Genomic DNA, 19,662 nt, shown 5'->3' with positions numbered 1-19,662 from the left:
TACCGTCAGCCTCTTTTTTTATGACAATTGTTGCCCGTATCAGTTATTTTACATATTTTACAATCGTAAGTAACTCCACGGTATTTTTTCTTGCCTGTATAAATTCCACATTATGAAAACGCGCCCGCCTTTTGCCAGACTTTTAGCATGTATTACCATCCTGTTTGCTGGCATTTTTACCGCACAGGCCCAGCAGCTTGCAGGATGCTGGAAATTACAGTCAGGCAGTGATCAGCCGCAAACTACCCGCATTATTGAAGATGACTACTTTATGGAAACCGTCTATGATATAGCTGGTAAAAAGTTTATCAATACCCATGGGGGCATCATAAAAGCAGCCAACAAGCAGGTAAAGGAAACCATTGAATTTCACACCGCAGATAAAAATGTCATTGGCAGTTCCCTGGAGCATCCTTATGAACTGAAAAAAGATGTACTGGTGATTACCCGCAATGGCAAGCCAGAAACCTGGCATCGCATAGATGATGGTAAAGGAGCATTGGCCGGCAACTGGCGTATTACAGAACGGGAACAGGACGGGAAGATGCATCCGATTCCGGAAAGCCCGCGTAAAACCCTGAAGATATTATCCGGCAATCACTTCCAATGGGCTGCTATTAATACTGCTACCAAAGAATTTTTTGGCACCGGTGGAGGTACCTACACTTTTACCAATGGCAAATACACAGAAAACATTGAATTCTTCTCCCGTGATAACAGCCGTGTAGGCATGTCGCTTTCCTTTGACGGCAGCGTAAGCGGCAACCGGTGGCACCATTCCGGATTAAGTTCCAAAGGCGACAAGATCTCCGAAATATGGTCCAGGTATAAATAACTATTTCCAGGCCGTTCGTTCTCCCATTACCACTGGTACCACTTATGCCTTGCATAGGATAGGGCCAGCTATGCCATAGCTATAACTATCCTCAGCGGCCTCCCCATACCAGTATGCCTCTTACATAATAAATAAATTCATTGTGTCATCAACTCGCCGAAATCAGTAACTTGCAAGCCCAATTGATAACATCACTATTTATTATGATTAAAAAGTACCTATTCCTGGGCGCACTTGCGGTATTCTCCTTACAGGGGTACAGCCAGACTGCCGCTAAGCCCAAAGCAAAACCGGCAGCCAAACCAGCGGCTACCGCAACAAAACAACTATTAAAAACCAGCATAGATTCTGTGAGTTATGGCATAGGACAGGATATTGCCAACAACCTGAAAGCACAGGGCATGGAAAATATCAATACTGCTGTACTCGCAAAAGCCATACAGGATGTATTAAAAAACAATCCTCCACTTTTAACAAAAGAACAGAGCAATATGAGCATTAGTAATTATCTGCAACAATTAAAAACAGAAAAAGCCACCAAGAATAAAGCCGAAGGGGAAAAATTCCTGGCAGAAAATAAAGCAAAAGCCGGCGTGGTAACATTAGCCAGCGGATTGCAATACCAGGTAATCAAGGAAGGTACCGGCGCCAAACCTACTATCAATGACAAGGTAAAAACACATTACCATGGTATGCTGATAGACGGTACTGTATTTGACAGCTCAGTAGAAAGAGGAGAACCTATCTCCTTCCCGGTGAGCGGTGTGATCAAAGGCTGGACAGAAGCCCTCCAGTTAATGCCTGTAGGCTCCAAATGGCGTTTATTCATTCCTGCCGACCTTGCATATGGTGATCGCCAGGCAGGCGCTAAAATAGGCCCCGGATCCACTTTAATCTTTGACGTGGAATTGCTGGATATAGAAAAGTAATTACCTGTTGGTTTAAATAAAGAAAAGAAAGGGGAACAACGATATACCGTTGTTCCCCTTTCTTTATTATCATGAGTTACCAGCTATTTCCAGATCCTGCCTGTACGCTGTTCCAGCAGCATAAAATCTGCCAGCACCATCGCCGTAACAGCTTCCAGCACTACCGGTACGCGTAAAGCGATACACAGATCATGGCGTCCTTTTACGCTAAAGTCTTCCACCTGTCCGCTTTTAATGTTCAGCGTATGTTGTGGTTTAGGCGTACTGGAAGTAGGTTTTACTGCCACCCGGAATACCAGGGGGTTACCATTGGTAATGCCCCCTACTACGCCACCAGCATGATTGGTGGCAGTTTTACCGGAAGCATCTATAATAGCATCATTATGTTCTATGCCTTTCATCTTTGCAGCAGCAAAGCCTGCACCAAATTCTATTCCTTTAATAGCCGGAATAGCAAATGCAGCATGCGCAATACAGGATTCTACGGAGTCAAAAAATGGTTCACCCAAACCTACTGGTAAGCCATCCACCACACACTCCACGATACCTCCTACGGAATCTTTGGCAGCAATCGCTGCCGCCAGTCCTTCTTCCGCATCTGCCAGTCCGCCTACTTCTTTCAAAGATGCATTTACCTGTATACCTTCTCCTAATATCTTTTTGGCGATTACCCCGGCAGCTACCAGATTAAGCGTAAGCCTGCCACTGAAATGACCACCACCACGATAATCTTCAAATCCACCGTATTTCCGGGTAGCTACAAAATCAGCATGACCAGGACGGGGAAATTCCCGCAGCTTTTCGTAATCCGTGCTGCGTGTATTATTGTTTTCAAACAATATAGTAACAGGCGCACCGGTAGTATGGTCATTGAATACACCGGATTTGATAAATGGCAGATCATCCTCCTTACGGGGAGTAGTGCCTTTTGCACCCGCTTTACGTCTTAACAGATCCGGCAGAAAATCTTCCTGCCTTAAAGGGATGCCCGCCGGCAATCCGTCAATATTTACACCTACACTTTCTCCATGCGATTCCCCAAAAACATTTACCCTGAAAATTCTGCCAAAACTATTCACCGCTGTTTGATTTAAGATTTATGATTTCGGATTTTACCTGTCTGTTGCGTATTACTTCCCGCCTGCTAAGCATGTTGTGCTATGCTCACCTTGCCACCTATCTGCTGCAAATGTTCATAAAATTCCGGATATGATTTATTAATGGCCTCTGCATTTTCGATTACCACAGGCCCATCAGCTGTTAATGCCGCTACCGCACAGGCCATCGCAATACGGTGGTCATTATGCGAATGTACATTAGCCCCTTTTATACCTGTACCGCCATGTACCAGCATTTCATCCTCCTGCAGGTCAATACGTATGCCCATCTTTCCAAATTCCTCCTGCAGGGTTACGCCACGGTCACTTTCTTTATGTGCCAGCCGGCTCACCCCTTTTATTTTCGTAGTACCCTTGCAGTTAGCTGCCAGTGCTACCAGCGGCGGAAACAGATCCGGACAGTCTGTAGCATCAAATTCGAAAGGCTGTAATCCACCCTTTTCTATAATGATGGTAAACATACCGGGCATCATCTGTGCTCCTGCATCTTCCAGCGCTGTCAATATCGCTTTATCCGATTGGGCAGATTGTGTATTTAAATGATGTACCTCTGCCTTGCCGGCTACTGCAGCCGCCACCAGTAAAAACGCGGCACCGCTCCAATCTCCTTCTACGGTATATTCGCCTGCTTTATAGGCTTGTTTTTTACCAAAATGGAATTGTTCAAAATTCTTTTGTTCCACCTTCACTCCAAAATGCGCCATCAACTGCAGGGTTAATGCAATGTAAGGCTTGCTTTTCAGGTCTTTTACCGTGATAGTGACATCTTCTGCTGTGGCACCATATGCCATCAGCAATCCGGTCAGAAACTGGGAGCTGAGTGAACCATCGATCGTAATATCTTTAGGATGCAGCGGCCCCTGTATTTTCAGGGGAAGCCTGCCGCCCTGGGTGGTGCATTGTACATCCAGCTGGGGCAATACCTCCTGGAAAAAATCCATAGGACGGGTAGCCAGACTGCCATGACCATCAATGGTGATAGCCGAGGCAGCTAATGCTGCAATAGGGGTAAACATACGGATACCCAGTCCTGATTCTCCACAGTTGATCGTACTTGCCGGCTGTTGTTCCGCTGCTGAAGGTTGCATACCATTTCCGGTAATCTCGAAATAATCTTCTCCACGCTTTACAGTGGCACCCAGATTTTCCGCTACACCTAATGCTGCCAGGCAGTCATTACTTAAGCCGGGGTTCCGGATAATACTTTTTCCTTTTGCCAGCAGTGCTGCTGCAACGGCACGCTGCATGGCACTTTTTGACGGATTGGCGGTAACAGTGCCTTTTATACTAGCTGGTGATACAGTTACTTGCATAATATTTTATGATCTTTGCAATGAAGGACATTGTAACGCTATAGACAATTACTCCTCCACCATATTATCGTTCTAATCCTTACCTGGTTGGGGTTGTTACAACTCCTCCAGTAACTCTTTCAGGGTTGCCAAAGGCACTGGCTGCGTTACGGCCTTTCCTATTTCTTCCAATAAAACAAAATGGATCACATCCTTTTCCCGCTTCTTATCCAATTTGAAAATGTTATATACTTCTTCCTTATTGGAGGTAAGGGTAACCGGCAGCTGATAATCATTTATCAGGCGGATGAGGCGGTTCGTCTGCTCTACCGGCAAACCGGTAAGTTTCTCAGAAATTTTGGCGGCCGCCACCATACCAATGGCTACCGCTTTTCCATGTGCAATACTTTCCAGCTTTTCCACTGCATGCCCCAGAGTATGCCCAAAGTTTAACCAGCGGCGGGCGCCGGTTTCCAGCTCATCTTCCAGTACTACTTTGGTTTTACTATCTACTGACCGTTCTACCAGGAATTCCAGGACTTCCACATCTCTAGCCAGCGCTTTGTCCCGGTTCACTTCAAGATAATCGAACAATGCTGCATCCATAATGCAGGCATATTTTATGATTTCAGCAAAGCCGTTATGCCACTCTTCTGCCGGCATGGTAGCGGGCAATGTGTAGTCAAACAAAATAAACTCCGGCTGACGGATGATGCCCAGCATATTTTTGTGCTTACCATGGCTCACCCCGTTTTTACCACCTAAAGAGGCATCTACCTGGGCCAGCAAAGTAGTGGGTACAAAACCAAACGGAATGCCCCGCATATAGATACTGGCGGCAAAACCAGCCATATCCGTTACCATACCTCCACCAATACCTACGAGTGTAGTTTTGCGATCTGCCTCCAGTTCTATCAGCCCATCAATGATCTCTTGCAATACTTCCATATTCTTGTGATCTTCCCCATCAGGGATGACCAGCTTTTTCCAGCCCTGCAGCTTGTCGCCGTAATGTTTATCCACATTTTCATCCAGGACTAATACTGTTCTGGCAATATCTACATAATTACCCAGTTGCAACAGGCTTTCTCCCATCAGATAACGGGTGGCCTGTTGCTGGAATTGGTATGATAACGTTTTCATTTATTTAATAAAAGCTTTTGGTAATTAGCTGCCAGCATTTAGCATGACGCTTTTAGCTCCCGGCAATATGGCCAACAGCTAAAAGCTATCGGGCTAAAGACTATTTTTCATCATTCATTACTTTATTCTGACGGTTGATAGACTCCAGGTGTATCGCATCAAAATATTTCAGGATGAATTCTTTTGTCAGACCTAATTTTTCACCTTTTTTGATATTACGGTCCAGGATTTCATTCCAGCGGTTAGTTTGTAGGATGGTAACGTTATTTTCCTTTTTGTACTGACCGATTTTCTCTGCTACTTTCATACGGTTGCCCATCAGTAACATGATTTCATCGTCTATCTGATTAATCTGTCCACGCAGTTTATCCAGTGCAGAGTTAAATTCTTTTTTGTCAGTACGCTCATGACGCCATACAATACCATCCAGTATTTCGGCCAGTCTTTCCGGAGTCACCTGTTGTTTGGCATCGCTCCATGCGTTGTCCGGATCTACGTGTGTTTCCAGCATCAGTCCATCGTAATCCAGGTCAATCGCTTCCTGAGAAACTTCCTGTAAGATATCGCGACGGCCGGAGATATGGCTGGGATCACAGATCATTGGCAGCTCAGGCATACGGCGCTTTAATTCGATAGGGAGGTGCCACATTGGCGCATTGCGGTATTCGGTATTGCCATAGCTGGAAAAACCACGGTGAATCAAACCTACTTTGGTGATACCTGCTTTCTGGATTCTTTCTACAGCACCAATCCACAATTCCAGATCAGGGTTGATAGGATTTTTGATCAAAACAGTAGTATCCACTCCTTTCAGGGCATCTGCTATTTCCTGTACAGAGAAAGGGTTTACTGTGGTACGGGCACCTACCCACAAAATGTCTACACCGAAATGCAAAGCATCTTCCACCTGCTTAGCAGTAGCTACTTCTACCGCCAGCGGCAAAGCAGTCAGCTCACGTGCTTTTTGTAACCAGGCCAGTCCCTTGGTACCAATACCTTCGAAAGAACCCGGACGGGTACGGGGTTTCCAGATACCAGCACGCAGTACATCCACCTTGCCGGTTTTGGCCAGTGCCAGTGCGGTGGCCAGCACTTGTTCTTCTGTTTCTGCACTGCAGGGACCAGAGATGATCAACGGCTTTTTATCAGAAGACGGATCAGAGAATTTAGTTTTTGCTAAGATTTGTTCCATTGTTATGTGATTTATTGCAGGCCTGTGATCAATGCGCTTTAGCCCGCTGTGTTTATTGTTAGTTTTTAATACCTGTTTATGCGGTCCTGTTTTACTTCAGGATCTTTTTAATCTTATTCGATTTCTGGATCAGTTTGTAAAACGCTTCATAGTCTTCTTCCTCCAGCAGCGTTTTCATTTGCTGCAACTGATGAATATGTTCATCCAGCACATCCAGCACATTACTCCGGTTATGCTTAAAGATGGGTACCCACATGTCAGGAGAACTTTTTGCCAACCGCACGGTAGATTCAAAACCACCACTTGCCAGTTCAAATATGCGTCCCTGTTCTTTTTCTTTTTCCAGTACTGTTAATGCCAGTGCAAAGGAAGTAATATGGGAAATGTGGGAAACATAAGCCGTATGCAGATCATGCTCCTCTGCATTCATGTACACCAGGCGCATCTGTAGCTTATCAACGATCTGCTCCACCACTTCCAGTGCATCTTCATCGCTGTTCTTTACATCACACAATACCATCGTTTTTTGCAGGAACAGGTTCCGGACAGCCGCTTCAGGACCGGAATACTCGGTGCCGGCCATCGGATGGGCAGCAACGAAGCGTCCTCTTTTTGGATGACCGGCAACGAGTTGCAGTATTTTTTCTTTAGTAGATCCCACATCCATGATCACATGATCCGGTGTAGCATTGTCCAGGATATCCGGTAAAATTTTCAGTAGTGCATCTACCGGAATAGCCAGTATAATGAGCTTGGAGCGTTGCATCGCATCCTTTAATCCTGCCCCTTCATCAATAATATGCAGCTCCTGTGCTTTCTTTAAATTGTTTTCCTGTTGGTCCACTCCAATGATCCAGTTAGCCAGGCCCTTCTCTTTCAGGCTGATAGCCAGTGAGCCTCCTATTAAACCAACGCCAACTACTGTTACGATCATATTATTTCTGTTACGAATGATTAATTATCTGTGAAGGATTACCGTTTAATGTTCTTTATTCTCTGAATCGCTTCTTCAAACACCTTTTCATCTTTACAAAGGCTTACGCGGATATAACCGTTGCCATTGCTCCCAAATATGCCACCAGGTGTAATGAACACATGCGCCTTTTGCAATACCTCATCACTCAAGGCAAAGCCATCTGTATAACCTGCCGGGATCTTAGCCCATACAAACAGTCCTACCTGGTCTTTACTGAAAGTACATCCCAGTAATTGCAGCAGGGCAAATACCTTCTCCCTGCGTCCGGTATAGATGGCATTCAGCTCCTCATACCATTCCTTTCCCAGCTCCAGCGCTTTTACAGCTGCCATTTGCACAGGCTGGAACATGCCGGAATCCATGTTGCTTTTAAAACGCAACACTTCATTGATCCATTCGGCCTTTCCGCACAGCATCCCTACGCGCCATCCGGCCATATTTGATGATTTGCTCAGGGAGTTCAGTTCCAACACCACATCCTTGGCCCCTTCTACCTGTAAAAGGCTTTCCGGGTGTTCATTCAGGATAAAGCTATAGGGGTTATCATGACAGATCAGGATCTGATGCTGTTTGGCAAAAGCGATCAATGCTTTGGCAAAAGTTTTATTCACCCGTGCACCGGTAGGCATATGCGGGTAGTTCACCCACATCAGCTTTACCTTACTCAGATCTGTTTTAGCCAACGCTTCCAGATCGGGCAGCCAGCCATTTTTTTCTTCCAGGTCATATTCTGCAATAGTAGCACCACTCAGTTGTACCGCAGAGCGGTAAGTAGGATATCCCGGATTGGGGATCAGGGCCACATCTCCTTCCTGCAGGTAGGTCATGCAAATGTGCATAATCCCTTCTTTGGAACCGATCAGCGGCAGCACCTCTGTATCCGGATTAAGTGTTACCTGATAAAAATGCTGATACCAGTTAGCCATAGCCTGACGTAAAGCAGGAATACCTTTATATCCCTGATACGCATGGGTATTGGGCAATAAGGCGTTTTCATGCAATGCTGCCACCACAGAAGGATGCGGGGGCAAGTCAGGACTACCTATTCCCAGGTTAATTACCTGCGCACCCGCTTTGTTCATCTCATCTATTTCACGCAGTTTTTTGGAGAAATAGTATTCTTCCGTGTGCTGTAATCTTTTGGCTACCTGTATCTGAATGCTCATCTGGTAAAAAATATAAATTGATTAATGTGTTTTTCCCTTTTTATAAATGCCTAGTACTGTTAAATGTTCGGTAAGCGGTGTGATTTGTTTGAGTCCCCGCTCGAAATGTTGCAGGTCTTCAAATTCCAGATCAGCATGAAAGTAGTAGTTCCATTCTTTGGCTGGAATAGGAAAGGATTGCAGTTTGGACAGGTTAATACCTGATTGTGCCATCTTTGTCAGTACTTTGGCCAGGGCACCACTTTCATGGGAAGTCTGGAAGTATACAGAGGCCTTATTCGCATCTGCTTCCGGTTCTTTCCCATTGCGGGATACCGCCAGGAAACGGGTATAGTTGTTTTTTGCGGTCTGGATATTAGGCGCGATAATGTCCAGTTCAAATATTTCTGCCGCCAGTTTGCCTGCAATAGCTGCCGTGCTTTTCAGTTTCTTTTGCCTTACGTGTTTGGCACTCAGGGCGGTATCTTCTGTTTCCACCAGCTTCATATGGGGATATTGCTCCAGAAAATCAATGCATTGCAATAATGCCATAGGATGAGAATGCACTTCTTTGATATCTGCCAGGGTTTGACCAGGTAATACCATCAGGTGCTGGTGTATTTGCAGGTAAATTTCCCCGGTGATGTGCAGCCCGGAATTTTTCAGGAGGCTGTAATTAGGCAGGATACTGCCTGCTATGGAGTTTTCAATCGCCATGATGCCAGCATCTACATCCGGTTGCTGCTTTACTTTTTTTACCAGTTCTGAGAAAGAAGCGCAGGATTCAATTTCTACCTGTTTCCCATAATATCCCCGGGCAGCTACCTGGTGGAAACATCCTTCAAATCCTTGTATGGCAATACGCATATGATATAAAATATTTAATCTTTTTGATATTCAGCACCTTATCTGACGGTCATACAGGGCTGATTCGGAAATATGAAATAAAAAGGGTCCCGGCTCTGCGGGACCCTTTTATTGTAATTTTTATGTTGATTCGCTTATTACAAAAGAGTCCCTTGCTTCTTCGCAAAAAAGAAGTAAAAGAAAAAGTAAAAAAAGTAACTGGTGAAACTCTGATGTAACATATAATGATTTGTGTATAAATTAAAAAAGGGCCTCCTGATCAGGAGGCCCTTTTTGTTAGTTCTTTTATCTTCTTACAAACGACCCTCCTATTTCTGGAAACAGAAATAATAAAAACCAAAAAAGTATCCAAAGGTCGATTGCGTTGTCATATCAATTTTTAATTGCAGAACAAAAATACGCCACGATTTGAATTATCCAAACCCCAAGAACAAAAATTACATATTTTTCAATATCACCCCTATCCTCTTAAATATTATCTAACAAAACTTGCAATATGGCCCTTGGGGGCATAAAAAAACCGCTGCCCGGTTAAGGACAGCGGCTATTATTAAAACCTTTAATTGCTTTGCCTGAATTAGTGTTTTACTGAATCAGCAGCAGCTTTGATAGAATCAACAACTTGATTAGCAGAATCAGCGATAGCGTTAACTTCAGTCTGAGCAGCGTTAGCTGTAGAATCGATAGCCTGAGATGCAGCGGTTGCAGTTGAATCAGCAGCTTCGCCGGTTTTAGCGCCTTCGCCACATGCAACTACGAATAAACCGAAAGAAAGTGCTAAGAAACCAATTTTAAGAGCGTTCTTCATTGTACTATGTTTTTAGGATTTTTGAATTAATTTACTCTTTATACCAGGTTTGAGAAAAGGTAACCCATCTTTGAAAAAATTTTTTTTTCGCTACTTTGGGTTACCAAAAGCATATAACTGTATTAAGAGTGAAGACTAATCAAAACATAGAACGGGACCGGGAATTATTGGCAGGCGTAGCTAGGAATGATGATAAAGCCTTGGAAACCATTTATGTAGAAAACTTTCCGGTAATATTAAGGATGGTACTCCTAAATAATGGTTCTGAGGATGATGCGAAGGATATTTTCCAGGAAGCGATCATCATTTTATATGAAAAGGCCCAAAAAGAAGATTTTGCCCTATACAGCAAGCTGAAAACATTTCTTTATTCCGTCAGCAGGCATTTATGGCTAAAGAAGCTCCAGGGGTCTTACGGACAAAGTACTTTAACAGTTGAGCTGGAAGATGTTACGCCCGCAGAAGATGTAATGGCAGAACACGAATCGAAAGATTTACAGTTCAAAATCATGGAAGAGTCCCTGGGGAGCATAGGAGAACCTTGTAAAACGATTCTGGAAGACTATTACCTGCATAAGAAATCTATGCAGGACATTGCAGAAAAATTTGGCTATACAAACGCGGAAAATGCCAAAAACCAGAAGTATAAGTGCCTGATGCGGTTGAAGAAAATATTTTTTGAGCAATATAAACATTGATAATACTTAAAGCGGCGAGCGGCGATGAAAGAAGACTTGATTTTACTACGCGAAATAGAACGCTATCTGGAAGGTGAGATGAGCGTACAGGAAAAAGCAGCATTTGAAGCACTGCGCCAAAGCAACCCATTAATTAACAAGCAAGTAATTGATCACGAGTTATTTCTGCAACAATTGGGGGGCTATGGCCAGCGTATCGCATTGCGCAAAAAACTGGACCGGATCCATCAGTCTATGGATATGACAGCAGCCCGTGCCGCCGCCCAGCCTGTACAGGGCAAAGTAGTGTCCATGCGCAGAAAAACATTTACCAACCTGGCTGCTGCAGCCTGTATAGCCCTGGTTACCTCCCTCTCTACGATCGCTGTTATGCAAAATGCCTCTAAAAATAAGGCTACTGCACAATATGAAGACGTTAGAAGGGTCCTTAATAATATACAACGTTCCCAGAACGCCCTGATGAATGATATTAAGAATACGCCCAAAGCGCCTAAAAATCCAGGTACTTATGGCGGAACCGGCTTTGCAGTATCCGGCAACGGATATATCATCACCAACTACCATGTAGTGGCCGGCGCCGATTCTTTATATGTACAGAATAATAAAGGAGAGGCCTATAAAGCAGTCAGTATCTTTGAAGATATCTCCAGCGACCTGGCTATATTAAAGGTATCTGACTCTACGTTTAAATCACATACCCTCCCTTACGCACTGAAACCACAAAATATTCACCTGGGTGAAGAAGTATTTACCATGGGATTCCCCCGCGATGAAATCGTTTATGGTAAAGGCTATATCAGTGCACAAACCGGTTTTAACGGAGATACGGCAGCCTACCAGGTGTCTATCCCTGTAAATCCGGGCAACAGTGGCGCTCCGCTGATGGACAGCAAGGGTAATGTAGTAGGTATCATTACCGGCAAACAAACGACTTCGGACGGGATCGCTTTTGCAGTAAAATCAGCCCATCTGAAACGCCTGCTGGAAGAAATGCCGAAAGATAAACTGCCTAAAAAAGAATGGAACCACAGAAATAACCTGGAAGGTATGAGCCGGGTAGACCAGATCAAGAAACTCGAAGAGTTTGTGTATATGGTGAAAGTATATAACTAAGGTTCCTCTCCATATTCATAGCCGTTTTTTAGTATAAACAAGGAAGGCTACCCTGCGCAGGGTAGCCTTCTTTTATTTTTACAGCCAGCAACTGTCTTTAACTTTTGGCTCCTTCCCCAGGCGCGCATATACAGGCAATAATCGTCAGGATGGCTGTTGCAATAGCCGCAACTGTCCGGACCGTGTTCCAACTGTTCCATTTGGCTTCAAAAGCAGCCCTTTGCCGTGCCATCGCCTCAATAGCCGCAGGATCTATTTTGAATGCATCCAATGCCTGATTCAGCGGAATATTTCCGGCTACCGTTACCCCAAATACCCCGATTACATATACTGCGGTAGCAGCCAGAAGGCACCAGAACCGTACAGACAAAGGCGTACCATAGTGCAGCCAGGTGCATACCGGCAATAACACCAATGCACCCATAAATCCGGCAAAGAATACAGGATTGAGAATGGCCCGGTTGATTGACTGCATAGCCGACAGGTACATGATATCCGGCAACCGGCCCAGGCCCGGATTTACGGAACAGGAATACGCGTAAAACAGGCCCGCCATCAGTGCAGTGGCAATCGTGGTAATGGCCAGAAAAATGTTAATGAATGTATGCATGGTAATAAGATAATGGTAAAGGTAAAATGATACAGATACCTGAAATAGAACAAAACCGACAACGCTTTGTTCTTCTCCTCACGCTGCTGGTATGTTTTAGAAACCTGTCTGACAGAAAAGGCCACCTGTTAAACAGGTGGCCTTTTCTAAAATATGATCAAGTATTTTATCATTTCTTCCAGGCTTTATACTTATCTGTTATCCAGTAAAGCAGATCCTGGTGATTAAGTACCCGCATGGTATCATAATCCGGATAATTGTCGCGCATAAACAGCTGAAGTGAATCTCCCTTTAATCCGGTTACCTGGCTTACCAGCAATGGTGTAAACCGGGAATCTATATATTTCTCCTTCTCCATTTTATCAAACAGTTTCTTAAATTCTCTTTTCTGCTTTTCCTTTTTAGAAAACCGGGTAATTGGACTAATAGTGATACCTGCCCCTTCCGGAGTATTACCCCTTCCTCCTACCAGCTTACTATCAGCGTTGTTCAGAATATTACCATATTGTTCCCGCCGCGCCATGGAATCCAGTTGATAAGGCGTGTATTTTGTGGTTACTTCTACTCCTTTCAGAAACTTACCTGCTACTTCCATCTTTACATTCAGGGTTTCAGTACCACTGCTTTCCAGTACGGTTAACGTATCAGATTTATAACCCAGAAAGGAAAATATAAGTACATCATTACGGCTGGCAGCTATTTTATAAAAACCACCCTGATCTGATGTTGTTCTTTTATTGGTATTTTTATTAAATATGGACGCATAGGGCAATACCAGGTTATTATCCTTATCCGTAATCATCCCGGTTACCGTAACCTGGGCTTTCGCCAGTGGCACTATGGCAATGCTGAGAAAACAACCTACTATCAATATGCGTAAACAATGTATCATAGCTAAAATATTAACTTACTGTACAGATAGGGCTACAAAATAGGCATTATTACAAATTTCGGACCCGCCTGCCTGTTAAATAAAACAAAAAAATCCTCTCATTTTAAGAGAGGATTTTTTATGGGGAGGATGAATAATTACAAATAAATGGGGTCCAGATGAAAGTTTTGGGGGAATGGACAAAATACATTGGGGGTGGATGAAAAATATTTGGGCAATGAATGAAACCGTTGGGGCGGATGAAATGCTTGGGGAATAATGGATGAAATATTGGGTAAACAATGAATTATAATACCCTTAAAACAAATACTGTGCCAAAATAGAATTCACTATCCTTTCACCTGTACGGCCGTATGAAACACCATGCTTTTTCCACTATCCAGGGTAAGCAATCCCATCCCGTTATTAAATGCGTTGGGCGCACCGGTAAGGCTTTCTATGGCAATACTCTTACGATGCGGGGGAATATAAATCTGTAATACCGGATATCTGGTACCAGGATAAAAAGAAATCGTGATATCCTTTTTGGGATCACGCAGTGTGCATAACGGTGAAGATTGTGTGAAATCAAGCATAAAAGAATTATCCAGGTTTACCCCTGCTAAAGAGCGGCTTTGCTGAAAGTCGCGATAGGGCAATAATTTCCCGGTGGGGATCAGTTGTGCATTAAATTCCACTATTTCGCTGGAGGCAAATGCCAGCTCCAGTTCATCCACCGGCGAACCCGTTGTAAAATAGGGATGCCATCCATCCATTAGTGGCATAGGACTGGCCCCATGGTTCTCAATGGTGGTAGTTACTTCCAGTTTATTCTCAGGCAACAACCGGTATACCGCTTTGCAGATATAATGGAAGGGGTAGCCCGCATCCTGCCCCTTATAGCTGTACTCCAGGGTCACCGCCGCAAAATGTTCGTTTGTTTCCTGCTTTGTAATAACAAAAGCAGCATCATACAGCAGGCCATGAATAGCCTTACCCGGCGCTACCGTTTTTTCTATGGTATACTCCTGCTGTTGCCACTGGTAAACAGCATCTGGAATGCGGCATGCAAAAGGGCTTAGTTTTACATTTTTAAAGCTCTCCCGGAGGTTCTCCTGGTAATCCTGCAAACTATCGTAACTGTCAATAATATTCAGGTCGCCCCCCTTATGTTTTATAATGAAGGCATGCAGCAAGGCACCCTGTGCCGGCACAATTTCTACTTTTGTACCATTGCTGTTGTCTGTTAGTGCGGTGATTTCAAAACCTGCGTGTTGATAAGTATGTATGCTAAATGTCATAAAACGGCTTATTGAATAGCAGGCAAAATACCTATTAATGGGCGGAAGTGCAAACGGGACCAGCGCTACTTGGGGCAGGCTTCATGGCGTATAGGTATAAAGCAGCAAGACAGGCCTGATATCAGGCCTGTCTTGCTGCTTTATAAGAACGTATCGTTGTTAAATATACTGGTTAATAATATTTTCCAGCCACTCCTGCTTACCACTTATCTGTTTGGGTTCCCCATTGGCGATGGCGAAGTCACGCAGGTCTTCCAGGGTCAGTTTCCCTTCTTCAAATTCTTTTCCTTTGCCACTGTCGTAAGAGGCATACCTGTCCTTCCGGAATTGCTTGTAAGCGGATTGTTGCAGTACCTTTTCCGCCACAATAGCCGCACGGGCAAACGTATCAATCCCACCGATATGTGCATGAAAAATATCTTCCAGATCAGTAGAATTACGGCGTGTTTTAGCATCAAAGTTTACCCCTCCCCCGCTAAATCCACCTGCTTCCAGGATCACCAGCATACTTTCGATCAGGTCATTGAGGTTCATGGGGAACTGGTCTGTATCCCAGCCATTCTGATAATCACCCCGGTTAGCATCAATACTTCCCAGCATACCATTGTCTGCCGCGATCTGCAGTTCATGCTGGAAGGTATGCCCCGCCAGGGTAGCGTGGTTTACTTCTATATTTAGTTTAAAGTCTTTATCCAGACCATACTGACGCAAAAAGCCGATTACCGTAGCGCTGTCATAATCATATTGGTGCTTGGTAGGCTCACAAGGTTTAGGCTCAATAAAAAAGGTGCCCTTAAATCCTTGTTTACGGGCATAATCACGTGCTACACCCAAAAAGCGGCCCAGGTGATCCAGCTCTCTTTTCATATTGGTATTCAGCAGGGTCATGTATCCTTCCCGGCCACCCCAGAATACATAGTTCTCGCCTCCTAATGCGATTGTAGCATCCAGTGAATTTTTTACCTGCGTACCGGCATAAGCTAATACCGAAAAATCTGGGTTGGTAGCTGCTCCGTTCATATAACGCGGATTACTGAATACATTAGCAGTACCCCACAACAGTTTTACCCCGCTGGCTGCCTGCTTTTGTTTTGCATAATCCACTATCTGCTGCATCCTGCTTTCATATTCACGCAAAGAGGCGCCTTCATCTATCAGGTCGATATCATGAAAACAATAGTAAGGCACACCCAGTTTGGTAATAAATTCAAAGGCAGCATCCATTTTATCCTTACCGCTTTGTACAGCATCATTGGCCGCCAGCCAGGGAAATGCTTTGGTGCCAGGCCCAAAAGGATCTCCCCCTGTGCCACAGAACGTATGCCAGTAAGACACCGCAAAACGGAATAATTCTTTCATTGATTTACCACCAATCAGTCTGTTCTCATCATACCATTTGTATGCCAGCGGATTATCTGACTGAGGGCCTTCATATTTGATTTTGCCAATACCTTTAAAATACTCCTGGTTACCTAATGTAATACTCATAACATTGCATTTTTAATTCCTGCGGTAAGCAGATAAGATAAATTAGTTAATTTTTTGAGCCAGTGCTGTCAGCCATGCTCCATAAGCATCCTGATACAGCGCTTTCTTTTTGGGTTCCGGTTGAATGGTAGCAATACATTCCATACCCCGGAAGGCATCTGCCAGCTCATAATGCCCTGCTCCTACACCGGCTGCACGGGCTGCTCCCTGCGCACCATCTGTATTATACAGTTCAATCACCACATCCATCGTATTGGCAAACGCTTCCTGGAATAAAGGGCTCAGGAACATATTGGCATGACCAGCTCTAACCCGGTGTATATTCAATTGCATCCCGGCCATGATATCTACCCCATAAGCCAGTGCAAATACAATTCCTTCCTGCCCAGCACGCAACAGATGCGCTTTGCCATGCACATTAAAATTCAGGTTGCTAACTGTAGCGCCTATATTCTTATTTTCAAGAATACGTTCCGCACCATTCCCAAACGGGAATACCTGAAGTCCACCAGCACCCACAGGCGCCTGGGAGGCAATGACATTCATCTCATCATAACTGATATTACCAGCTATGTTTTTCAGCCAGGTATTCAGGATACCGGTGCCGTTCAGGCACATTAATACTCCATTACGGATATGCTCCGAAGTGTTATTAACATGCACAAAAGCATTCACCCTGCTGCGGTCATCAAAGGCATGCTGATCATGTACCGCATACACCACCCCTGAAGTACCGGCTGTGGTAGCAGCTTCTCCAGGCTGTAATACATTGAGCGAAAAAGCATTATTGGGCTGATCGCCTGCACGGTAAGTAACCGGGGTACCCACTGCTAATCCCAGTACCGTAGCAGCTGCAGTACACAATGTACCCTGTAACCCAAAGGTGGGAACGATATCTGCCAATAGTGACGGATCAATTTTGTAATGCTCCAGCAGGGCTGCCGAAATGCTTTGGGTACTAAAATCCCAGAAAACACCTTCAGACAATCCCGATATGGTAGTACAGGCATCACCGGTAAGGCGCATGGCAATAAAATCGCCCGGCAACATGATCTTATGGATACGGGCATACACTTCCGGTTCATTTTCCTGTACCCAACGTAACTTAGAAGCTGTAAAATTGCCGGGTGAGTTCAGCAGGTGCTGCAGACAGTATTTTTCTCCCAGCGCAGTAAATGCCTGATTACCGGTTTCCACAGCCCGGCTGTCGCACCAGATAATAGATGGTCTTAATACCTGCTGGTTTTTATCCACACATACCAGCCCATGCATCTGATAGGCAATACCAATACCTTTCACCTTCATGGGATCAAAGGTATATTGCTGCCGGAGCAGGTTGGTAGCGTTGATTACCTCCTGCCACCAGCTTTCCGGATCCTGCTCTGCCCAGTTGGCATGTGGTACCTGTATGGCCATTTCCCGTGCGGGACTCACCGCAGCGGCCACACATTTGCCCGTATCTGCATCCAGCAAAGCTGCTTTCACAGCGGAAGAACCTATATCATACCCAATAAAATACATGCAATGCTATTTAAAAATTGTTATCCGCCCATTTACCAGAAAACAGTATACAGTGCGGCCAGTAATCCACAAATAATTAAGGCGCCTATTGTAAACGGCGTAGATGTTTTAAACATAGACGCATCTATCTCCAGGCCCTTAGGATTGTTTTTACTATTTGGATCTGCCAGGGAAATAATCACCATTCCCACTACACAGATTACAAATACAATTCCCATCCTGTCTATAAAAGGAATTTCATATACCCCGGCAGCATTAGGTACGGCAAAGCCAATACTGTAAAGGCCGGACAAGTCTACCCACATAGGAATAAATTTCAGCAGGATGGACAAAACAAACCCAACAATCATACTAAATAAAGCAGCGCTGGAGTTCGTTCTTTTCCAGAAAAAACCTAGTATAAACATGGCAAAGACACCCGGAGATACAAAGCCGGTATATTCCTGTATAAACTGGAAACCACCCTTTTTATCAATCCCCAGGAAGTTGGAAAGCGCTATAGCGATCAACAGGGAAACGATCACTACGGTACGGCCCATTTTTACTACCTGCTTTTCATCGGCGTCCTTATTAAATATCTTCTTATAAACATCCAGAGAAAAAATTGTGGCGATACTGTTCGCCTTCCCGGCCAGCGAGGCAACTACTGCGGCTGTCAAGGCTGCAAAGGCCAGCCCCTTTAATCCTACCGGCAGCAGGTTTAACAATACGGGATAGGCATTATCAGGGTTCAGTTCTCCTCCCTTTACCATTTCTGTCTGGAACATTCCCTGCTGGTGTAATACAAATGCAGCAATACCTGGTAATACTACAATCAGCGGCATCAGCATCTTCAGGAATCCGGCAAACAGTAATCCGTTTCTCGCTGTTTTCAGATCGGCTCCCAACGCCCTTTGTGTGATGTACTGATTACATCCCCAATAGTTCAGGTTTACAATCCACATCCCCCCTACCAGGATGGATAATCCTGGTAAATCCAGGTAATGCGGATCATCCTTTTTTAAGATCATATGGAAATGGTCCTGTGAATGCTCCGTCATCAGCTTAAAACCGTTGATCACCCCGGTTTGGCCGAAGTGTTCTGCTACCAGGGTAAGTGCCAGATATGTAGTGGCCAGGCCCCCCAGTATCAGGAAAAATACCTGTATCACATCCGTATAACCGATTACCTTCATACCACCCAGCGTAATGAATATGGCAAACAAGGCCAGCAACGACATACACACGTAAAAGTTAATACCTGAAATCGTATTAATAGCCAGTGCGCCCAGATACAGAATAGACGTCAGGTTCACGACTACATACAGCAGTAACCAGAATACTGCCATAATCGTGCTTACCGTTTGGTTATACCGCTGTTCCAGGAACTGCGGCATGGTATAAATCTTGTTTTTAAGGTAAATAGGCAGGAAAAAGATCGCCACCACCAGCAAAGTAGCTGCTGCCATCCACTCATAAGTGGAAATAGCCAGCCCCATCGCAAAGCCAGAACCAGACATCCCTATAAACTGCTCAGCAGAGATATTGGAAGCAATGAGGGAAGCACCGATAGCCCACCAGGTAAGAGAGCCTTCTGCCAGAAAAAAGTCTTTGGTGTCTGTACTGGATTTTTTCTTTTTCTGATAGATATAATAACCATATCCGGCTACTATAAAGAAGTATATCAAAAAGACAGCGTAATCAAATAAGTGTAAGCTCTTTTCCATAAAAATTCATACGTGGTTATAAAAAATAACAGATCAAGATAGTAAACTA

General features: G+C 44.4%; 18 protein-coding genes. 4 read left to right on the top strand and 14 right to left on the bottom strand.

What is annotated here, in order from left to right; genetic code table 11:
- Positions 1 to 112: 112 nt before the first annotated feature.
- Positions 113 to 835 carry a hypothetical protein gene (locus tag ABR189_RS26280; RefSeq protein ID WP_354663472.1) on the top strand — a complete coding sequence of 241 codons (723 nt, stop codon included), beginning with the start codon at positions 113 to 115 and terminating at the stop codon, positions 833 to 835.
- Positions 836 to 1,038: 203 nt separating this feature from the next.
- Positions 1,039 to 1,764: a BamJ family beta-barrel-assembly machinery protein gene (bamJ, locus tag ABR189_RS26275; RefSeq protein WP_354663471.1), complete on the top strand. Its 726-nt coding sequence runs from the start codon at positions 1,039 to 1,041 to the stop codon at positions 1,762 to 1,764.
- 83 nt (positions 1,765 to 1,847) lie between these two features.
- Here the strand turns inward: bamJ and ABR189_RS26270 are convergent, their stop codons facing one another.
- The 8 genes from ABR189_RS26270 to ABR189_RS26235 all read right to left on the bottom strand — a co-directional run bounded on the left by ABR189_RS26270 (position 1,848) and on the right by ABR189_RS26235 (position 10,305).
- The gene (locus tag ABR189_RS26270; protein WP_354663470.1) at positions 1,848 to 2,843 is read right to left on the bottom strand and encodes a chorismate synthase; all 996 of its coding nucleotides are present in this window, start codon (positions 2,841 to 2,843) and stop codon (positions 1,848 to 1,850) included.
- Between the two features lie 65 nt (positions 2,844 to 2,908).
- Positions 2,909 to 4,195 (bottom strand): 3-phosphoshikimate 1-carboxyvinyltransferase, encoded by a 1,287-nt coding sequence (gene aroA, locus ABR189_RS26265; protein WP_354663469.1) that lies wholly within the window; start codon positions 4,193 to 4,195, stop codon positions 2,909 to 2,911.
- A 96-nt stretch (positions 4,196 to 4,291) separates the two neighbouring features.
- Positions 4,292 to 5,317, bottom strand: a complete 1,026-nt coding sequence (aroB, locus tag ABR189_RS26260; RefSeq protein ID WP_354663468.1) for a 3-dehydroquinate synthase — start codon at positions 5,315 to 5,317, stop codon at positions 4,292 to 4,294.
- 100 nt (positions 5,318 to 5,417) lie between these two features.
- Positions 5,418 to 6,509, bottom strand: coding sequence for a chorismate mutase (locus ABR189_RS26255; RefSeq protein ID WP_354663467.1), 1,092 nt, complete (start codon positions 6,507 to 6,509; stop codon positions 5,418 to 5,420).
- A gap of 91 nt (positions 6,510 to 6,600) precedes the next feature.
- A complete protein-coding gene (locus ABR189_RS26250) occupies positions 6,601 to 7,443 on the bottom strand; it encodes a prephenate dehydrogenase (protein WP_354663466.1) in 843 nt (280 codons plus the stop codon).
- A 38-nt stretch (positions 7,444 to 7,481) separates the two neighbouring features.
- Positions 7,482 to 8,651: a pyridoxal phosphate-dependent aminotransferase gene (locus tag ABR189_RS26245; protein ID WP_354663465.1), complete on the bottom strand. Its 1,170-nt coding sequence runs from the start codon at positions 8,649 to 8,651 to the stop codon at positions 7,482 to 7,484.
- 21 nt (positions 8,652 to 8,672) lie between these two features.
- A complete protein-coding gene (locus ABR189_RS26240; RefSeq protein WP_354663464.1) occupies positions 8,673 to 9,497 on the bottom strand; it encodes a prephenate dehydratase in 825 nt (274 codons plus the stop codon).
- Between the two features lie 577 nt (positions 9,498 to 10,074).
- Positions 10,075 to 10,305, bottom strand: coding sequence for a hypothetical protein (locus tag ABR189_RS26235; protein WP_354663463.1), 231 nt, complete (start codon positions 10,303 to 10,305; stop codon positions 10,075 to 10,077).
- Between the two features lie 128 nt (positions 10,306 to 10,433).
- Between ABR189_RS26235 and ABR189_RS26230 the strand changes: the two genes are divergently transcribed.
- Together ABR189_RS26230 and ABR189_RS26225 are read left to right on the top strand one after the other, a co-directional pair.
- Positions 10,434 to 11,003 (top strand): RNA polymerase sigma factor, encoded by a 570-nt coding sequence (locus tag ABR189_RS26230; protein WP_354663462.1) that lies wholly within the window; start codon positions 10,434 to 10,436, stop codon positions 11,001 to 11,003.
- 24 nt (positions 11,004 to 11,027) lie between these two features.
- Positions 11,028 to 12,116, top strand: a complete 1,089-nt coding sequence (locus ABR189_RS26225) for a S1C family serine protease (protein ID WP_354663461.1) — start codon at positions 11,028 to 11,030, stop codon at positions 12,114 to 12,116.
- Between the two features lie 97 nt (positions 12,117 to 12,213).
- On the opposite strand, the gene ABR189_RS26220 is transcribed toward ABR189_RS26225, so the two are convergent.
- The 6 genes from ABR189_RS26220 to ABR189_RS26195 all read right to left on the bottom strand — a co-directional run bounded on the left by ABR189_RS26220 (position 12,214) and on the right by ABR189_RS26195 (position 19,613).
- Positions 12,214 to 12,726, bottom strand: coding sequence for an anthrone oxygenase family protein (locus tag ABR189_RS26220; RefSeq protein WP_354663460.1), 513 nt, complete (start codon positions 12,724 to 12,726; stop codon positions 12,214 to 12,216).
- Positions 12,727 to 12,895: 169 nt separating this feature from the next.
- Positions 12,896 to 13,618 (bottom strand): carboxypeptidase-like regulatory domain-containing protein, encoded by a 723-nt coding sequence (locus ABR189_RS26215; protein ID WP_354663459.1) that lies wholly within the window; start codon positions 13,616 to 13,618, stop codon positions 12,896 to 12,898.
- Positions 13,619 to 13,947: 329 nt separating this feature from the next.
- The gene (locus ABR189_RS26210) at positions 13,948 to 14,898 is read right to left on the bottom strand and encodes an aldose 1-epimerase (protein WP_354663458.1); all 951 of its coding nucleotides are present in this window, start codon (positions 14,896 to 14,898) and stop codon (positions 13,948 to 13,950) included.
- A 159-nt stretch (positions 14,899 to 15,057) separates the two neighbouring features.
- Entirely contained in the window at positions 15,058 to 16,386 is a 1,329-nt protein-coding gene (gene xylA / locus ABR189_RS26205) for a xylose isomerase (protein WP_354663457.1), read from the bottom strand.
- A 42-nt stretch (positions 16,387 to 16,428) separates the two neighbouring features.
- The gene (locus ABR189_RS26200) at positions 16,429 to 17,907 is read right to left on the bottom strand and encodes a xylulokinase (protein ID WP_354663456.1); all 1,479 of its coding nucleotides are present in this window, start codon (positions 17,905 to 17,907) and stop codon (positions 16,429 to 16,431) included.
- Positions 17,908 to 17,939: 32 nt separating this feature from the next.
- Positions 17,940 to 19,613, bottom strand: a complete 1,674-nt coding sequence (locus ABR189_RS26195) for a sodium/sugar symporter (RefSeq protein ID WP_354663455.1) — start codon at positions 19,611 to 19,613, stop codon at positions 17,940 to 17,942.
- Positions 19,614 to 19,662: the final 49 nt, after the last annotated feature.

Source organism: Chitinophaga sp. H8, assembly GCF_040567655.1.
Classification (GTDB): domain Bacteria; phylum Bacteroidota; class Bacteroidia; order Chitinophagales; family Chitinophagaceae; genus Chitinophaga; species Chitinophaga defluvii.
This window is presented reverse-complemented; position numbering and strand designations above follow the sequence as displayed.

Bases quoted from the DNA above. Each gene is read 5' to 3' on its own strand.
- ABR189_RS26280 (WP_354663472.1), top strand. From the start codon at position 113: ATGAAAACGCGCCCGCCTTTTGCCAGACTTTTAGCATGTATTACCATC.
- bamJ (WP_354663471.1), top strand. From the start codon at position 1,039: ATGATTAAAAAGTACCTATTCCTGGGCGCACTTGCGGTATTCTCCTTA.
- aroA (WP_354663469.1), bottom strand. From the start codon at position 4,195: ATGCAAGTAACTGTATCACCAGCTAGTATAAAAGGCACTGTTACCGCC.
- aroB (WP_354663468.1), bottom strand. From the start codon at position 5,317: ATGAAAACGTTATCATACCAATTCCAGCAACAGGCCACCCGTTATCTG.
- ABR189_RS26255 (WP_354663467.1), bottom strand. From the start codon at position 6,509: ATGGAACAAATCTTAGCAAAAACTAAATTCTCTGATCCGTCTTCTGAT.
- ABR189_RS26250 (WP_354663466.1), bottom strand. From the start codon at position 7,443: ATGATCGTAACAGTAGTTGGCGTTGGTTTAATAGGAGGCTCACTGGCT.
- ABR189_RS26245 (WP_354663465.1), bottom strand. From the start codon at position 8,651: ATGAGCATTCAGATACAGGTAGCCAAAAGATTACAGCACACGGAAGAA.
- ABR189_RS26240 (WP_354663464.1), bottom strand. From the start codon at position 9,497: ATGCGTATTGCCATACAAGGATTTGAAGGATGTTTCCACCAGGTAGCT.
- ABR189_RS26235 (WP_354663463.1), bottom strand. From the start codon at position 10,305: ATGAAGAACGCTCTTAAAATTGGTTTCTTAGCACTTTCTTTCGGTTTA.
- ABR189_RS26225 (WP_354663461.1), top strand. From the start codon at position 11,028: ATGAAAGAAGACTTGATTTTACTACGCGAAATAGAACGCTATCTGGAA.
- ABR189_RS26220 (WP_354663460.1), bottom strand. From the start codon at position 12,726: ATGCATACATTCATTAACATTTTTCTGGCCATTACCACGATTGCCACT.
- ABR189_RS26215 (WP_354663459.1), bottom strand. From the start codon at position 13,618: ATGATACATTGTTTACGCATATTGATAGTAGGTTGTTTTCTCAGCATT.
- ABR189_RS26210 (WP_354663458.1), bottom strand. From the start codon at position 14,898: ATGACATTTAGCATACATACTTATCAACACGCAGGTTTTGAAATCACC.
- xylA (WP_354663457.1), bottom strand. From the start codon at position 16,386: ATGAGTATTACATTAGGTAACCAGGAGTATTTTAAAGGTATTGGCAAA.
- ABR189_RS26200 (WP_354663456.1), bottom strand. From the start codon at position 17,907: ATGTATTTTATTGGGTATGATATAGGTTCTTCCGCTGTGAAAGCAGCT.
- ABR189_RS26195 (WP_354663455.1), bottom strand. From the start codon at position 19,613: ATGGAAAAGAGCTTACACTTATTTGATTACGCTGTCTTTTTGATATAC.